16 protein-coding genes and 1 other RNA gene are annotated in these 13911 nt (G+C 68.3%); 5 read left to right on the top strand and 12 right to left on the bottom strand.

From position 1 onward, the window contains the following. Nucleotides 1-36 precede the first annotated feature (36 nt). From CAP40_RS03895 to CAP40_RS03885, 3 genes are read right to left on the bottom strand one after another with little or no spacing between them, the layout of a single operon-like run. Nucleotides 37-1158: a glycosidase gene (locus CAP40_RS03895; protein WP_086128006.1), complete on the bottom strand. Its 1122-nt coding sequence runs from the start codon at nt 1156-1158 to the stop codon at nt 37-39. Nucleotides 1159-1168: 10 nt separating this feature from the next. Further along, entirely contained in the window at nt 1169-1882 is a 714-nt protein-coding gene (locus tag CAP40_RS03890; RefSeq protein WP_086128005.1) for a hypothetical protein, read from the bottom strand. Beyond that, on the bottom strand, nt 1879-2163 hold the full coding sequence (locus CAP40_RS03885) for a chorismate mutase (RefSeq protein ID WP_086128004.1): 285 nt from the start codon (nt 2161-2163) through the stop codon (nt 1879-1881). Before CAP40_RS03885 ends, CAP40_RS03890 begins: the two co-directional genes overlap by 4 nt. A gap of 76 nt (nt 2164-2239) precedes the next feature. Here CAP40_RS03885 and CAP40_RS03880 point away from each other — a divergent pair, with 76 nt between their 5' ends. Next, a complete protein-coding gene (locus CAP40_RS03880; protein ID WP_086128003.1) occupies nt 2240-3253 on the top strand; it encodes a polyprenyl synthetase family protein in 1014 nt (337 codons plus the stop codon). Between the two features lie 3 nt (nt 3254-3256). On the opposite strand, the gene CAP40_RS03875 is transcribed toward CAP40_RS03880, so the two are convergent. After that, nucleotides 3257-3472, bottom strand: coding sequence for a hypothetical protein (locus CAP40_RS03875; RefSeq protein ID WP_086128002.1), 216 nt, complete (start codon nt 3470-3472; stop codon nt 3257-3259). A gap of 60 nt (nt 3473-3532) precedes the next feature. Here CAP40_RS03875 and hrpB point away from each other — a divergent pair, with 60 nt between their 5' ends. Both hrpB and CAP40_RS03865 read left to right on the top strand, forming a co-directional pair. Further along, the gene (gene hrpB / locus CAP40_RS03870) at nt 3533-5962 is read left to right on the top strand and encodes an ATP-dependent helicase HrpB (RefSeq protein ID WP_086128445.1); all 2430 of its coding nucleotides are present in this window, start codon (nt 3533-3535) and stop codon (nt 5960-5962) included. An 11-nt stretch (nt 5963-5973) separates the two neighbouring features. Then, nucleotides 5974-6258, top strand: coding sequence for an ETC complex I subunit (locus tag CAP40_RS03865; protein ID WP_086128001.1), 285 nt, complete (start codon nt 5974-5976; stop codon nt 6256-6258). 90 nt (nt 6259-6348) lie between these two features. Here CAP40_RS03865 and CAP40_RS03860 read toward each other — a convergent pair whose 3' ends face one another. The 5 genes from CAP40_RS03860 to CAP40_RS03840 form a co-directional block, all read right to left on the bottom strand. Continuing rightward, nucleotides 6349-6879: an NUDIX hydrolase gene (locus tag CAP40_RS03860; RefSeq protein WP_086128000.1), complete on the bottom strand. Its 531-nt coding sequence runs from the start codon at nt 6877-6879 to the stop codon at nt 6349-6351. Beyond that, nucleotides 6876-7547: a TPM domain-containing protein gene (locus tag CAP40_RS03855; RefSeq protein ID WP_086127999.1), complete on the bottom strand. Its 672-nt coding sequence runs from the start codon at nt 7545-7547 to the stop codon at nt 6876-6878. The genes CAP40_RS03860 and CAP40_RS03855 overlap by 4 nt, the downstream gene beginning before the upstream one ends. Before the next feature lies 1 nt (nt 7548). Beyond that, nucleotides 7549-8409, bottom strand: a complete 861-nt coding sequence (locus tag CAP40_RS03850) for a YgcG family protein (protein ID WP_086127998.1) — start codon at nt 8407-8409, stop codon at nt 7549-7551. Beyond that, nucleotides 8406-8861 carry a YgcG family protein gene (locus CAP40_RS03845; RefSeq protein ID WP_086127997.1) on the bottom strand — a complete coding sequence of 152 codons (456 nt, stop codon included), beginning with the start codon at nt 8859-8861 and terminating at the stop codon, nt 8406-8408. Before CAP40_RS03845 ends, CAP40_RS03850 begins: the two co-directional genes overlap by 4 nt. Before the next feature lie 110 nt (nt 8862-8971). Then, entirely contained in the window at nt 8972-9562 is a 591-nt protein-coding gene (locus CAP40_RS03840; protein ID WP_086127996.1) for a LemA family protein, read from the bottom strand. 158 nt (nt 9563-9720) lie between these two features. On the opposite strand from CAP40_RS03840, the gene mscL reads away from it, so the two are divergent. After that, nucleotides 9721-10152, top strand: a complete 432-nt coding sequence (mscL, locus tag CAP40_RS03835) for a large conductance mechanosensitive channel protein MscL (RefSeq protein WP_086127995.1) — start codon at nt 9721-9723, stop codon at nt 10150-10152. On the opposite strand, the gene CAP40_RS03830 is transcribed toward mscL, so the two are convergent. Next, nucleotides 10149-10580 (bottom strand): Rrf2 family transcriptional regulator, encoded by a 432-nt coding sequence (locus tag CAP40_RS03830; protein ID WP_086127994.1) that lies wholly within the window; start codon nt 10578-10580, stop codon nt 10149-10151. The two genes, mscL and CAP40_RS03830, sit on opposite strands and share 4 nt — an antisense overlap. Nucleotides 10581-10638: 58 nt before the next feature. Here CAP40_RS03830 and ssrA point away from each other — a divergent pair. Beyond that, nucleotides 10639-10979, top strand: a transfer-messenger RNA (tmRNA) gene (gene ssrA, locus CAP40_RS03825). Nucleotides 10980-11171: 192 nt separating this feature from the next. Here ssrA and CAP40_RS03820 read toward each other — a convergent pair. After that, nucleotides 11172-12704: a glycosyl hydrolase family 28-related protein gene (locus CAP40_RS03820; protein ID WP_144034214.1), complete on the bottom strand. Its 1533-nt coding sequence runs from the start codon at nt 12702-12704 to the stop codon at nt 11172-11174. A 129-nt stretch (nt 12705-12833) separates the two neighbouring features. Next, the gene (locus tag CAP40_RS03815; RefSeq protein ID WP_086127992.1) at nt 12834-13901 is read right to left on the bottom strand and encodes an NAD(P)-dependent alcohol dehydrogenase; all 1068 of its coding nucleotides are present in this window, start codon (nt 13899-13901) and stop codon (nt 12834-12836) included. Nucleotides 13902-13911: the final 10 nt, after the last annotated feature.

The raw sequence follows: 13911 nt of genomic DNA, 5'->3' as shown, positions 1-13911 counted from the left end.
CCCGCAAGCGGAAGGGGGATTTTGCGGTCGTGCCCATCAACGGAAGCGCTCCTTCGCGATGCGGGTGATCCGGCAGGCGAGATCGGCCTCGCCGCTGGCGACGATGTAATGGTCGCCGCCATCGGCGATGCCGGTGGTGAACACCACGGGGCTGGGCAGATAAAGCTGGTGCGCGATCGGATCGGTGAGCGCCGGATTCGCCTCGAGCAGCGGCGTTTCGTCTTCCAGCCGCAGGATCCGCGAAGGATCGTCGCGGTCGAGCAGCGCCCAGAAGCTGCGATAGACGCCGACCGCGCCGCGCGTCTCGACGCCGTGATAGATCAGCATCCAGCCCGCGGGCGTGAGCACCGGCTGGCTGCCGCCGCCGATCCGCTGGGTCGAGCTGGTGCCCTTGCGCGCGCGGATGCCGGGCGTGTCGAGCGGCTTCCAGTGCAGCCCGTCGGGCGACTGGGCCATGTTGATCGACGGGCCGCCCAGCCAGGGGCTGTCCTCGGGATAGGCGAAATAGACTTCGCCGAGCGGCCGGGTGAGCGCCAGGTACTTCCCGCCCGGCTTGCCTTCGAACAGGACCATGTCCTTGTTCTGGTGATCGAGCACCACCCCGAGCAGCTTGTAATCGAGCCCGTTCACCGAATGGTACATGGCCGTGCAGTGGCGCTCCGCCGAGACGCCGCACACGGTCATCCACCAGCGGCCGCCGACCAGGCTGATCCGGGCATCCTCCACCCCATAGTCCATGAAGCTGGCGGAGGGCTGGATCGCCTTGTCGTAATGGACCTTCACCACCCGGGCGGCGTCGGGGCTCAGCTCGACGGGCAGCAGCCAGGAGAGCGACGTGAGGCCGAGCAGGCGCGGGTTGCGATCCTTCAGCGCGAACTGGCGCGGATCGTCCATCTCGATGCCGGCGAGCGGATGGCGATCGAGGACATAGCCGTCCGGCGTCCAGCGGATCGCCCGGGCATGGGTGCCGTCCACGGGCTCGCGCAGCGCCTCGGCCACGCGGACCATCAGCAGGATATTGCCGCCCGGCAACCGCGCGAAGCCGGGGTTGAAGGCACCGAGCACATGCGTCGCCTCGTCCACGCCGCGCCGCAGGGGCGAGCGGGTCAGGTCGACATCGTCGGGGCGGAAGATCAGGAAATCATCGTCCGCCGCCACGTTCTTCCCCTCAACAGGTCGGTATCCGGCTTTCCCCGCCTTCGCGCTGATACCGGTCGCCGCGCCAGGAATATCGTTCGGCGAAGGATCGGGTTCCCTCGAATTTCACGGTGAAGCCCTGGCCCTTGCGGATATCGGCGATCCTGCCCCGGATCGACTGGGGCTTGTCCTCCACCGCGCCGCCATCGTCGTAGAGGGACGGGAAGGACGCGATCTCCGCCGGTCCTTCGGGGCGCAGCTCGACCAGGGTGGTGACACTGCAGGTATAGCCCTGCCAGGTGCCGCCGCCCTCCAAATAGATTACCGGCCGGTCGAGGAACTTGTCGCTGACCGACCATTCGGCAAGGTCGCCGAAGCTGCCGCTCTCGGCCGCCTTGGGGAAGCTCTGGCGCACCCGGAATCCGGCACCGTCGGCATCGAGATAATGGACGGCGATCGTGCCGCCATCGGCATGCGCGGCATCGCGGACATGGCCGTGACTGACCAGCACCGGGCCGAAGCCGGTGTCGACCAGCTTGTTGTCGTCGAAAGTGATCGGCCCCTGCTTCACGCCGTCGGGCCAGGCCGCCTTCACCGCGGCGGCGAGGCGCGCGGCGGGATCGGCCGCGGGTTCCGGGCGCGCGCCGGGCGTCGGCGTGGGCGCGGCGGCGGGCTTGCGCACCTCGTTGCCGCCGCATCCTGCCAGCACCAGCGCCGGCAGCAGGAGGGCGGCGGCCCGCCTCATTTCTCGTCCCGCAGCTGCTCGTGGTGGCGGATCACTTCGTCGATGATGAAACGCAGGAACTTCTCGGAGAATTCCGGATCGAGGTCCGCCGTCTTGGCCAGCTCGCGCAGCCGGGCGATCTGGCGCTCCTCGCGGCCCGGATCGGCCGGCGGCAGGCCGGACTCCGCCTTGTAGCGCCCCACCGCCTGCGTCACCTTGAAGCGCTCGGCGAGCAGGAACACGAGCGCGGCATCGATATTGTCGATGCTCTGGCGATAGCGGTTGAGAGTCTCGTCGGCCATGGCCGGCCTTTTGCGCATAGCCGTAAGGTCACGCAAGCCTTGCCTTTGCGCGCCGCACCCGCCAGAGGCTTTGCCCATGAGCGCCACGATCCATCGCCTCGGCGGCGGCCCCGCCCCTTCGCTCGATCCGATGATGGCGCTGGTCGCCCAGGACATGAACCTCGTCAACGCAGTGATCCTCGATCGCATGCAGTCCGAGATTCCGCTGATCCCGGAGCTGGCCGGCCATCTGATCGCCGGCGGCGGCAAGCGGATGCGCCCGATGCTCACGCTGGCGAGCGCCAGGCTGCTCGGCTATTCGGGCACGCGGCACCACCGGCTCGCCGCCGCGGTGGAATTCATCCACACCGCGACGCTGCTGCACGACGACGTGGTCGACGGCTCCGACCTGCGCCGCGGCCGCCGCACCGCCAACATCATCTGGGGCAATCCGGCGAGCGTGCTGGTCGGCGACTTCCTCTTCTCGCGCTCGTTCGAGCTGATGGTCGAGGACGGCAGCCTCAAGGTGCTCAAGATCCTGAGCAACGCCTCGGCCGTGATCGCCGAAGGCGAAGTCAACCAGCTCACCGCCGTCCGCCGGATCGACCTGGCGGAGGAGCGCTATCTCGACATCATCGGCGCCAAGACCGCCGCCCTGTTCGCCGCCGCCTGCAAGATCGCCGCGGTGGTGGCCGAGCGTTCGGAGGCCGAGGAAGCGGCGCTCGACGCCTATGGCCGCAATCTCGGCATCGCCTTCCAGCTGGTGGACGACGCGATCGACTATGTCTCGGATGCGGGCACGATGGGCAAGGACGCGGGCGACGATTTCCGCGAAGGCAAGATGACCCTGCCGGTCATCCTCGCCTATGCCCGGGGCGACGCGGCGGCGCGCGCCTTCTGGAAGGACGCGATCGCCGGCCACCGCACGTCGGACGAGGATTTCGCCGAGGCGATCCGGCTGGTCCAGGCCAGCCGCTCGGTCGACGACACGCTGGCCCGTGCCCGCCATTACGGCCAGCGCGCGATCGACGCGCTGGGCGGCTTCGCGGCGGGCGCGGCCAAGGATGCGATGATCGAGGCAGTGGAGTTCGCGGTCGCCCGGGCCTATTGAGGCTCAGTCGTCCTCGGGCTCGGCATCGTCGTCGTCATCGCCGGTGCGCGCGTCTTCCTCGTCGCCGTCGATCACTTCCTCGATCGCCTCGACGATCAGATCGAGCTGCTCGAAGCTGGCGGTGAACTCCAGCGTCTCGCCGTCGTCGTCCTCCAGATGCAGCGTATAGTCGCCGTCGCTGTCGGGGGTGATGCTGAACTGTGCCAGGGTCCTCGCCATGTCTTCGCTCCTCAGGCTTCGCTTGCGCCAAACCCGGCTTCGGGGAATTGGTTGCGCGTGATGCGTGAGACATTGCCGATCCAGTCCGTCCTGCCCGTCCTGCTCGCCGCGTTGCGCGCGGGCAGCAACGCCGTGCTGGTCGCCCCGCCGGGCGCCGGCAAGACGACGGCGGTGGCGCCGGCGCTGCTCGGCGAGGCCTGGTGCACCGGCGAGGTGCTGCTGCTTTCCCCGCGCAGGCTCGCCGCGCGCGCGGCGGGCGAGCGGATGGCGGCGCTGGCGGGCGAGAGCGTCGGCCAGACCTTCGGCTATGCCACGCGGATGGACAGCAAGCGCTCGGCGGCTACGCGCGTGACGGTGGTGACGGAGGGCATTTTCGTCAACCGCATCCAGGCCGATCCGGAACTGGCGGGGGTTTCGGCGATATTGTTCGACGAAGTGCATGAGCGCAGCCTCGACAGCGATTTCGGGCTGGCGCTGGCGCTCGACGCCCAGGCGGCGCTGCGGCCGGACCTGCGGCTGGTCGCGATGTCGGCGACGCTCGACGGCGTGCGTTTCTCGAGCCTGATGGGCGATGCGCCCGTGGTGGAGAGCGAGGGGCGCAGCTGGCCGCTGGAGCTACGGCACCTGGGTCGCGCCGCCGATGCCCGGATCGAGGAATCGGTGGCGGCCGCGATCCGCACGGCGCTGCGCGAAGCCGAAGGCGGCGTGCTCGCCTTCCTGCCCGGCGTCGCCGAGATCGAACGGACGGCGGAGCGGATCGGCGACGTGCCGGGCGCCGTGGTCCACAAGCTGCACGGTTCGCTCGAACCCGGCGCCCAGCGCGCCGCGATCGCGCCCGATGCCGAGGGCCGGCGCAAGATCGTGCTGGCCACGTCGATCGCCGAGACCTCGCTCACGCTCGACGGCATCCGCGTGGTGGTCGATTCGGGCCTAGCCCGGCGGCCACGCTATGATCGCGCCGCCGGGATGACCCGGCTGGTCACCGAGCGCGCCAGCCAGGCCGCCGTCACCCAGCGGGCCGGCCGCGCCGCGCGCCAGGGCCCGGGCACCGCCTATCGGTTATGGGAGGAAGCAGCGACCGCCGGCCTGCCGCGCTTCGATCCGCCCGAGATATTGGAAGCCGATCTCTCGGCGCTGGTGCTCGACTGCGCGCTATGGGGCGTGAACGATCCGCGCGACCTGAACTGGCTCGATCCGCCACCCGAGGCTGCAGTGTCCGAGGCGCGCAAGCGGCTGGGGACGCTGGAAGCACTTGATGAAGACGGCCGGCCGACCGCGCATGGCAAGGCGATCGCCGGGCTGCCGCTGCCGCCCCGGCTCGGCCATATGCTGGTCCGCGCCGCCGAGCGCGGCATGGCGCGCACCGCCGCCGAAATCGCGGTGCTGCTCGGCGAGCGCGGGCTGGGCGGCAATGACGCCGATCTCGAACTGCGCCTCCGCCGCTGGCGAAGCGAACGCGGCCCGCGCGCGGAGAATGGCCGGCGGCTGGCGCAGCGCTGGGCCAGGCTGGTCGGCGATGATGGCGCCGGCGACCCCGCCGCCTGCGTCGCCCTCGCCTTCCCCGATCGCATCGCCAGGCGCCGGGATGCCGGCGGCGAGACCTGGGCCTCGGCCGGCGGGCGCGGGTTCAGGCTCGACCCGACCTCCTCGCTCGCCCGCGCCGAATGGCTGGCGGTCGCCGAGACGCAGGGCATGGCGGCGGGCGCGCGCATCCTCTCCGCCGCGCCGATCGATCCGGCCGCGGTGGAGGCGCTGTTCGCCGATCGCATCGAAACCCGGCGCAGCGTGCGCTTCGATCCCGCCAGCGGCCGGATCGAGGCGCTTCGCGAACGCCGGCTCGGCGCGATCCGCCTGTCCAGCGGGCCCGACACGGCCGCCGACCCCGCCGAGATCGAGAAGGCGCTGCTCGAAGGCGTGCGCGAGCACGGCCTGGCGCTGCTGCCCTGGTCCGATACCGCCCGGGCGCTGCGCACCCGCGCCGCCTATGCCGGGAACGATTCGCTCTCCGACGCGCGCCTGCTCGCCGAGCTGGACGACTGGTTGCCCGGCCTGCTCGCCGGCAAGCGCCGGCTGGACGCGGTCGAGGGGCTCACCAATGCGCTGAACAACCTGCTCGGCTGGGACGGCCAGAAGGCGCTCGACCGGCTCGCCCCGGCCCGTTTCGAGACGCCCGAGGGCTCGACCTATGCGATCGACTATGCGGCCGAGGGCGGACCGACGGTGGAGGTGCGCGTTCAGGCGCTCTACGGCCTCGACAGCCATCCGACGCTAGGCGACGGCACCCCGCTCGTGCTCAGCCTCACTTCGCCGGCCGGCAGGCCGATCCAGACGACGCGCGACCTGCCCGGCTTCTGGAAGGGCAGCTGGGCCGCCGTCGCCAAGGAGATGCGCGGGCGCTACCCCCGGCACCCCTGGCCCGAGGATCCCGCCGCCGCCTCCGCCACGCTGCGCACGAAAAAGGCAGATGCAAGGGCCGCCGGCTCGCGCTAAGGGGTGTGCCCATGACCAAGACCGCCCGCATCTACCAGAAGCCCAAGAACGCCATGCAGTCGGGCCGTGCGCGCACGACGATCTGGATCCTCGAGTTCGAGCCGGTCCGCCAGCAACAGGCCGACCCCCTCACCGGCTGGGCCGGCGGCGACGCGACCGCCACGCAGCTGCGCATGAGCTTCCCGTCCCTGGAAGCCGCCACCGCCTATGCCGAGCGCGAGGGCCTTGCCTTCCACGTGGTCGCCGCGCCCGAGCGCAAGCTCAAGCTCCAGGCCTATGCGGACAATTTCCGCTGATCGGATAGCGGCGGCCTAGCCTTCGCCGCTCCGGTTCCCGTGTCCATGGCCGGGTTCCGGGCGCCAGCCTCCCGGTGGCCCCCGGCACGATCAATCCCCCAGCAGCGCGCCCGACAGCAGCAGCAACAGCTTCACGTCGATCGCCAGCCCCTCGGCGCGCCTGGCGGCGACGAAAGCGGCGACCTCCGCGCGCGGCACCCGGTGGACGATGATGTCCTCATCCTCCAGCCCGCCGCCTTCCCCCACCTTGGTCAACCCCGTGGCGCGGACCAGCGTGAAGCTTTCGCTGACCAGGCCGGGCGAGGAATGATATTCGCCCAGATCCTCGATCGCCGCGCAATCATAGCCGGTTTCCTCGATCAACTCGCGGCGCGCGGCGTCGAAGGGCGAATCGCCCTCATGCCCGGCCTCGTCGCCGATCAGCCCGGCCGGCAGTTCGAGGCAGCGCTTGCCGAGCGGCACGCGATACTGGTCGACGAGCAGGACATGGCCATCCGCGTCGATCGCCACGATCACCGCGGCGCGGATGCCGCGGGCGCGCGAGACATATTCCCACTTCCCCCGTCGCTTGGCCGTGATCCACTTGCCCTGCCACGCCACTTCCTCGGGCGCATCGCTCATAGTTCGATCACCCGGTCGGGAAGCTCGTTCACATCGTCCGCGCTGCGGGGGAAATGCTCGGCCAGGACCAGGCCGATCTGGCGCACCGCCTCGGCCATGCCCGCGCCCGCGCGATCCTCCTTGAGGCCGCCGACCAGCGCCGCCATCGCCGCGCCCCAGACATCGGCGGTTACCTTCGAATGGATCCCCTCGTCGGCCAGGATCACGGCGCGATGCTCGGCCAGGCTCAGATAGACGAGCACGCCGGTCGATCCGCGGGTGCGCTTCTCGGCCGCGGCGCGGAACAGCTCCAGCGCGCGGCGGTGGACGCGGCGGGTCTTGGTCGCGCCGGGGGTTAGGAACAGCCGCAGCACATCGAGCGCGAGCACAACCCGCGCGACCAGGAAGGTCACCGCCATCAGCACCAGCGCGATGGTGAGATACCAGCGCGCCGGCACCACCTGCGCCCAGCTGTCGATGAAGCGGCTGTGCAGCCACTCCGCCGGCCAGGGCTGCCAGGCGAGCAGCGCAAGGACGAGCAGCATCGCCAGCACCGCCCAGTGCAGCGCGACGTCGTGATAGGCATCGGAACGCCCCGCGACGACCGTGACGATCTCGCCATTGGTGGTCAGCTCGGCCGCCGTGACGGCCGCGGTAACGGCCTCGCGGTCCTGATCGGTCAATCGCATCTCACCAGCTCCCCGAGGCGCCGCCGCCCCCGAACGATCCGCCGCCGCCCGAGAAGCCGCCGCCCCCGCCGCCGCCTCCCCAGCCGTCGCCGCCGCCTCCGCCCCAGCCGCTGCCGCCGCCGCGGCTGGCCTCGCGGCCGATCTCGCTCGCGATCGACCAGAGGATGATCGGCAGCGCGCCGCCATCGCCGCGATAGGGCCGGTCCCAGGGCCCGCGCCGCCGGCGCCGGCCGAAGATGCCGAGCATGGGCAGGATCACGAAGACCAGGATGATGCCCCAGAAGATCAGGCCGACGGGAAAACCGCCGCCGCCATGGCTCTTCTGGCGCGTCTGGGTGACCTGAGCCTGTTGTTGCTGCGCGCGCTGCTCGGCGGCTTCGAGCGGCAGCTTCATCTGCGCGCCGATCGCCTGCGCGCCCGCCACGATGCCGCCCGCCATGTCGCCGGCCTTGAACCTGGGGATGATCGTCTCGTTGATGATCTGGCTGGACAGGCCGTCGGTCATGATCGGCTCGAGACCATAGCCGACTTCGATCCGCACCTTGCGCTCGTTGGGCGCGACCAGGAGGAGGATGCCGTTGTTCGCGCCCTTCTGCCCGATCCCCCAGGCCCGGCCGAGCTGATAGCCGTAATCGGCGATGTCATAGCCCTGGAGATCGGGAATGGTCGCGACGACGAACTGGCGCGACGAGGCCTTCTCCACCTCGTCCGAAAGCTGGGTGAGCTGGGCGGCCTGCTCGGGCGAGAGCAGATGCGCGTCGTCGACCACCCGGCCGGTGAGCTTGGGGAAATTGGGCTGTGCCTGGGCCGAGAGCGGCACCAGGACGAGCAGGAACGCGAGCAGGCTACGCAACAATATCATCGGGTGATCTCGCGAATGATGGCCTCGCTGCCGGCGGCGATGCCTTCGGGGTATTTGCCTTCCTTGAAGCGCGGCAGGATGTCGTTGCGGATGATCTCGCCCGCTTCCTCGTCGCGCAGCGCCTTTTCGAGGCCATAGCCGACTTCGATCCGCACCTTGCGCTCATTGGGCGCCACGATCAGCAGCACGCCGTCGTTGAAGCATTTGCGGCCGATGCCCCAGGTGCGGCCGAGGTTCAGGCCATAGTCGGCGATGTCATGGCCGCCCAGGCTCTTCACCGTCACCACCACGAACTGATGCTTCGACTGTTTCTCGACATCGACCAGCCGGTTCGAAAGCCTGCGCCGCTCGCTGACCGACAACAGGCCGGCGGCGTCGACCACGCGGCCGGTCAGCGCCGGGAAATCATAGCCGGCCGGGGCAGGCCCCGGCTTCCCCACTGCGTCCGCCACGGGCGCTGCCGTCGCCGCCGGAGGGGTACATCCGGCGGAAACGGACTGCGCGTTCTGCGCAACGGGCTTGCAGGCCGCGAGCGCGCCGCAGAGGAGGAGCGCCCTCAGGATCAGTTGCTGTTCCCGAAGCTGACCTCGGGCATCTTCTCCGCGCCTGCCTGCGCCTGGAACGGGACGATCGGCTTGGCACCGTAGAAGATCTTGGCGCCGATCGCGTCGGGGAAGGTGCGGATGCGGGTGTTATAGGCCTGCACCGCGGCGTTATAGTCGCGCACCGAGACGGTGATGCGGTTGTTGCTGCCCTCGATCTGATCCATCAGCGTCTTGAACGTCTGCTGGCTCTGCAGCTGGGGATAGGCCTCGACGGTGGCGAGCAGGCGGCCGAGCGAGCCGCTCAGCTGCTGCTGCGCCGCCTGGAAGGCCTGGACCTTGGCCGGATCGGTGAGATCGTTCGCCGAAACCTGTACCGAAGTCGCCTTGGCGCGCGCCTCGACCACGTCGGTCAGGATCTTGCCTTCGGACGCGGCGGCACCCTTCACCGTGTTGACCAGTGCGGGGATGGTATCGGCGCGGCGCTGATAGGCGGCCTGCACATCGGCCCATTTCGCCTTCGCATTCTCTTCCGCGGTGGGCACGCTGTTGAGCCCGCAGGCCGAGAGCAAGGCGGCGCCGGCAAGGGCGAGAACGGCACGAAACTTCATCACGTCATGATCCTCCGGATCTGGTTCGGAGTGTCTTATACCGTGGCCACACCGGGGTTCGAAAGCGAAATCGGACAGTCGGCATTTGCGAACGGTCCGCATCCGTGCATCATGCCCGGGATGCCGCACCTCGGCGGCAGGAGACGGGAGCCGAAGGGATGTTCAAGGAATTCAAGGCGTTCGTTTCGCGCGGCAACGTGATCGACCTTGCGGTGGCGGTCATCATCGGCGCCGCCTTCAGCAAGATCGTCAGCTCGCTCACCGACGATCTGCTGATGCCGCTGATCGGCAAGATCTTTGGCGGGCTCGATTTCTCCAGCTATTTCATCGCGCTGGGCCCGATCCCCGCCAGCCTGGCCGGATCGACCGACTATGCCGCGCTGAAAAAGGCCGGCGTGCCGCTGTTCGGCTATGGCGCGTTCGTCACCGCGGCGGTCAATTTCCTGATCGTCGCCTTCATCATCTTCCTGCTGGTGCGCGCGGTGAACCGCATGCTCCCCAAGCCGGAGGAAGCCGCGGCCGCCGAACCGGCCGACGTGACGCTGCTGCGCGAGATCCGCGACGAGTTGAAGAAGAAAAACGCGGCCTAGGCCGCGGCAAGGTCTTCCGCGACGGCATCGGCCAGGCTGGTGCCGTCGAGGATACGCGCGGTCTCGTCGCGGACACGCGCCATGGCGTGGCGGATCGCGCAGCTCGCTTCGTCCTTGCAGTCGTTGCACGGGCGATAGGCGGTGCGGCTGACACAGGGGACCAGGGCCAGCGGCCCCTCGATCACCCGGATGATCTCGCCCAGCGAGATGAGGTGCGTCGGCCGCGCCAGGCGATAGCCGCCGGCCTTGCCGCGCGTGGAACTGAGGAAGCCCGCCTCGCGCAGATCGGCGAGGATCAGCTCGAGGAACTTGCGCGGCACATTCGCCTCGGCGGCGATGCGGTTCATCGGCGTGGGCGCGCCGGCAGCGGGCTGTCCGGCAAGGAAAAGCATCGCGCGCAGCGCATAGCGGGAACGCTGGGTCAACATGATGCAGCCTCCATGCCAATTGTTTGCGGCACTGTGAAGGCCTTAGGGAATGCAGCCTGACCTTTTCATTAATCGCCGAGCCCCTATATAGGGGCTGCCGGCTTCGGTCGGCTATGGGGATAAACGACGGCGTGCAATAGGCGCAGCGGACCCGGGGGCGGTACCCGGCGGCTCCACCACCAGCTACCTGCCAAGGCAGTTGATGACGGGGCCGAACTAGGATCGACGTGTGTTGAAAAGCGCTGACTATCTCTCGGCCTGGGCCACCGTGACGGTCTGAAACACAAGTGCCAACGATAACGAAGCACTCGCTATTGCGGCGTAACCCCACGGCCTAACGGCCCAAGGTTACTCTAAAATGCGCGGTTGGACCGCACCGGGCAACAGAAGCGGAATCCAGCGGCCACCAGGGGGGCCGGGCAACAGAACCCCCTGGACCTTACACGGGCCCGGACAACGCCGCGCGGCGGCAACGCCCCGCCCTTTCCGCATTTCCTTGGATGGAGCACCGCAAGGCCGAACCGGTCCGGGGCTCTTCATATGGCGGAGGAAGAGGGAGCGGGTTTCCCGCGCTCCCTCCAAATCACCGGTTCAGAAGGGGCCTGACAGATATTCCGCCCGCCCCTGGATCGGTTGCGTGGCATGCATCCAGCTGATCGTCGGCGTGCCGCCCAGGCCATCACCGCCGGCATTCGCCACTTCCGCGGATTGAACCCAGATCTCGCCAGTGCCGCCGAGCACGAGCAGACGCGTTTGCAGGTTCGAGGCGACGACATTGTGGACCCCGCCCCAGAAGAACCGCGCATCCGCCACCGGCCGCATCGTCGGGGGCAGCACGCCGACCAGTGTGCCGCCGGCATTGGCGCCATGGATCAGGCCGCCGGTCATGTGCAGCCGGTCGTCCTCACCCTTCCAGATCGCGAAATCCTGAGTCGCATCCCAGCCGTTGCGCAGATCGAGCGCTGCCTTCCCCTTGCGCGCGGCATAGCCGTAGCTGCCCTTGCCATTGTCATGAACACGCAGCAGCGCCTTGGGGTCGAGCGAGTTCGCCTCGAAGCGGCTCTGGAGCCCGGTTCGCGTAATGCCATAGACGCGATTCCGCTCGCCGATGACGGTATAGGCGCTCGTCTCGTTGAAGATGCGGATATCGTAGAGGCTGGTCCCGAGATTGGCGAAGACGTTCTCGTCGATCAGGATATCGCGCGTATAGCCGACCAGCGAGATCGCCGCTTCCTGATTGACACCCGAACCGAAATTGTTGCCGAGGATGCGAATGTCGCGGACCGCTTCGTCGCCGCCATAGGCGATGATGTGCGAGGCCACGCGCAGACCCGGCGTCACTTCGAAGGCATTGACGTTCGATTCGCGGGCGCCGTCAAAGCCCTGCTCGAACTGGTTGTTCTCGATATCGACCTGTTGCGCGGCGCGCAGGAACACGCCGCCATCCCGCGCGGTGATCCCGTTGTTGACGATCTGCGTCTTGTAGGCCCCGTTCGCGAGCTCCACCGTCACGCCGCAACGCTCGCCGAAGATCAGATTACCGTCGATGATCGTCCCATCCGCGCCGTGTAGCAGGATACCGTTGATGATCTGATTGTCCCGGATACGATTGAAGTGGGTGCCGATATGATCGAACACGATGGCGCGGCCCTCGGGATCGGCGCCGCCGGCGACCACGCAGTTGCGGATCACCCAGCCCAGCGCGCCCTTGCCGGAAGCATTGCCGACATAGATTGCATGCCGGCCACCATTGTTGAAATTAAGCGTCAGCCGCTCGATCACGATGTTGCGCATCTCGATCGGCACGTTGAAGTGCAGCAAGTCATCGGAAGCATGATCGCCGGTGAAATCGCCGACGATGCGCGACAATTCGCCGCTGAGGCAGATCTCATTGTTGATGTTGAGCTGCCGGGTCACCCGGAACGTGGCAAGGTCCTTCCCCGAGGGAAAGTGCACGGTCGCACCGGGAGGCGCCGCATCGAAGCACGCCTGAATCGCATCCGTGTCATCGGCGCTATAATTTCCGACCGCTCCCCAGTCCCGCACGTTGAGCTGGGCCTCGGCGACCTTCCCGTTAAGGTCGCGCACCACCGCCCCAGCTTCCGGTCGCTGAAAAATTGCCATTCGGATTCTCCCATTCGCGCAGCGAGTTGCCGCGAACATATGGGGAACATTTCGAATCCTACATTACAACCGATTTGGCTATGTTCGACCGTGGCGCCCGGGATCGAGCGCCACGACGGAACGGCTGCTTTATCCCTCCGCCTTCAGCGAAGCCATGTCGATGACGAAGCGATATTTCACGTCGCTCTTCGTCATGCGCGCATAGGCCGTCTCGATATCCTGCATCCGGATCATCTCGATATCGGCGGTGATGCCGCGCTCGGCGCAGAAATCGAGCATCTCCTGCGTCTCGACCATGCCGCCGATCGGCGAGCCGGCGATCGCACGGCGATTGAGCAGCAGGTTGAAGATGTCCGGCGAGGGGTGCGGATGCTCGGGCGCGCCGACCAGCGTCATCGTGCCGTCGCGGCGGAGCAGCACCAGGAACGCGTTGAGGTCGTGCGCCACGGCGACGGTGTTCAGGATGAAGTCGAAGCTGTTGGCATGCGCCGCCATCGCCTCGGCATCGCGCGAGACCACGACTTCGTGCGCGCCCAGCTTCTTCGCGTCCTCGATCTTGTCGGGCGACGTGGTGAAGGCGACGACGTGCGCGCCCATCGCCGCGGCGAGCTTGATGCCCATATGGCCAAGGCCGCCGATGCCGACCACGCCGACCTTCTTGCCCGGCCCCGCCTTCCAGTGGCGCAGCGGCGAATAGGTGGTGATGCCCGCGCACAGCAGCGGCGCGACCGCGGCCAGGTCCTTCTCGTCATGGCGGATGCGCGCGACGAAGACGTCCTTGACGACGATATGGTCCGAATAGCCGCCGAAGGTGTGACCGCCCAGCACCTTGTCCGCGCCATTATAGGTGCCGACGAAACCGGTGGTCTCGCAGAACTGCTCCTCGCCGGCATGGCAGGACGGGCAATGGCCGCAACTGTCGACCATGCAGCCGACGCCGACCAGGTCGCCCACCGCGAAGCGCGTGACGTCGCCGCCCACCGCCGTCACGCGGCCGACGATCTCATGGCCGGGGACCGAGGGATAGAGCGTGCCGCCCCATTCGCCGCGCACGGTGTGCAGGTCCGAATGGCAGACGCCGCAATAGAGGATGTCGATCGAGACGTCGTCGGGCAGCAGGTCGCGGCGCGCGAAGCTGAAGGGCGCGAGCGGCGCGGTCGCCGACTGGGCGGCATAGGCCTTGGCTGGGCTGGGCATGAGGGTCCTC

Source organism: Sphingomonas sp. IBVSS2, from assembly GCF_002127225.1.
Lineage (GTDB): Bacteria > Pseudomonadota > Alphaproteobacteria > Sphingomonadales > Sphingomonadaceae > Sphingomonas.
This window is presented reverse-complemented; position numbering and strand designations above follow the sequence as displayed.

What these genes read in the sequence shown, in the direction of transcription:
- CAP40_RS03890 (WP_086128005.1), bottom strand. Translation starts at nt 1,882, where the DNA reads ATGAGGCGGGCCGCCGCCCTCCTGCTGCCGGCGCTGGTGCTGGCAGGA.
- CAP40_RS03885 (WP_086128004.1), bottom strand. Translation starts at nt 2,163, where the DNA reads ATGGCCGACGAGACTCTCAACCGCTATCGCCAGAGCATCGACAATATC.
- CAP40_RS03880 (WP_086128003.1), top strand. Translation starts at nt 2,240, where the DNA reads ATGAGCGCCACGATCCATCGCCTCGGCGGCGGCCCCGCCCCTTCGCTC.
- CAP40_RS03875 (WP_086128002.1), bottom strand. Translation starts at nt 3,472, where the DNA reads ATGGCGAGGACCCTGGCACAGTTCAGCATCACCCCCGACAGCGACGGC.
- hrpB (WP_086128445.1), top strand. Translation starts at nt 3,533, where the DNA reads ATGCGTGAGACATTGCCGATCCAGTCCGTCCTGCCCGTCCTGCTCGCC.
- CAP40_RS03865 (WP_086128001.1), top strand. Translation starts at nt 5,974, where the DNA reads ATGACCAAGACCGCCCGCATCTACCAGAAGCCCAAGAACGCCATGCAG.
- CAP40_RS03860 (WP_086128000.1), bottom strand. Translation starts at nt 6,879, where the DNA reads ATGAGCGATGCGCCCGAGGAAGTGGCGTGGCAGGGCAAGTGGATCACG.
- CAP40_RS03855 (WP_086127999.1), bottom strand. Translation starts at nt 7,547, where the DNA reads ATGCGATTGACCGATCAGGACCGCGAGGCCGTTACCGCGGCCGTCACG.
- CAP40_RS03850 (WP_086127998.1), bottom strand. Translation starts at nt 8,409, where the DNA reads ATGATATTGTTGCGTAGCCTGCTCGCGTTCCTGCTCGTCCTGGTGCCG.
- CAP40_RS03840 (WP_086127996.1), bottom strand. Translation starts at nt 9,562, where the DNA reads ATGAAGTTTCGTGCCGTTCTCGCCCTTGCCGGCGCCGCCTTGCTCTCG.
- mscL (WP_086127995.1), top strand. Translation starts at nt 9,721, where the DNA reads ATGTTCAAGGAATTCAAGGCGTTCGTTTCGCGCGGCAACGTGATCGAC.
- CAP40_RS03830 (WP_086127994.1), bottom strand. Translation starts at nt 10,580, where the DNA reads ATGTTGACCCAGCGTTCCCGCTATGCGCTGCGCGCGATGCTTTTCCTT.
- CAP40_RS03820 (WP_144034214.1), bottom strand. Translation starts at nt 12,704, where the DNA reads ATGGCAATTTTTCAGCGACCGGAAGCTGGGGCGGTGGTGCGCGACCTT.
- CAP40_RS03815 (WP_086127992.1), bottom strand. Translation starts at nt 13,901, where the DNA reads ATGCCCAGCCCAGCCAAGGCCTATGCCGCCCAGTCGGCGACCGCGCCG.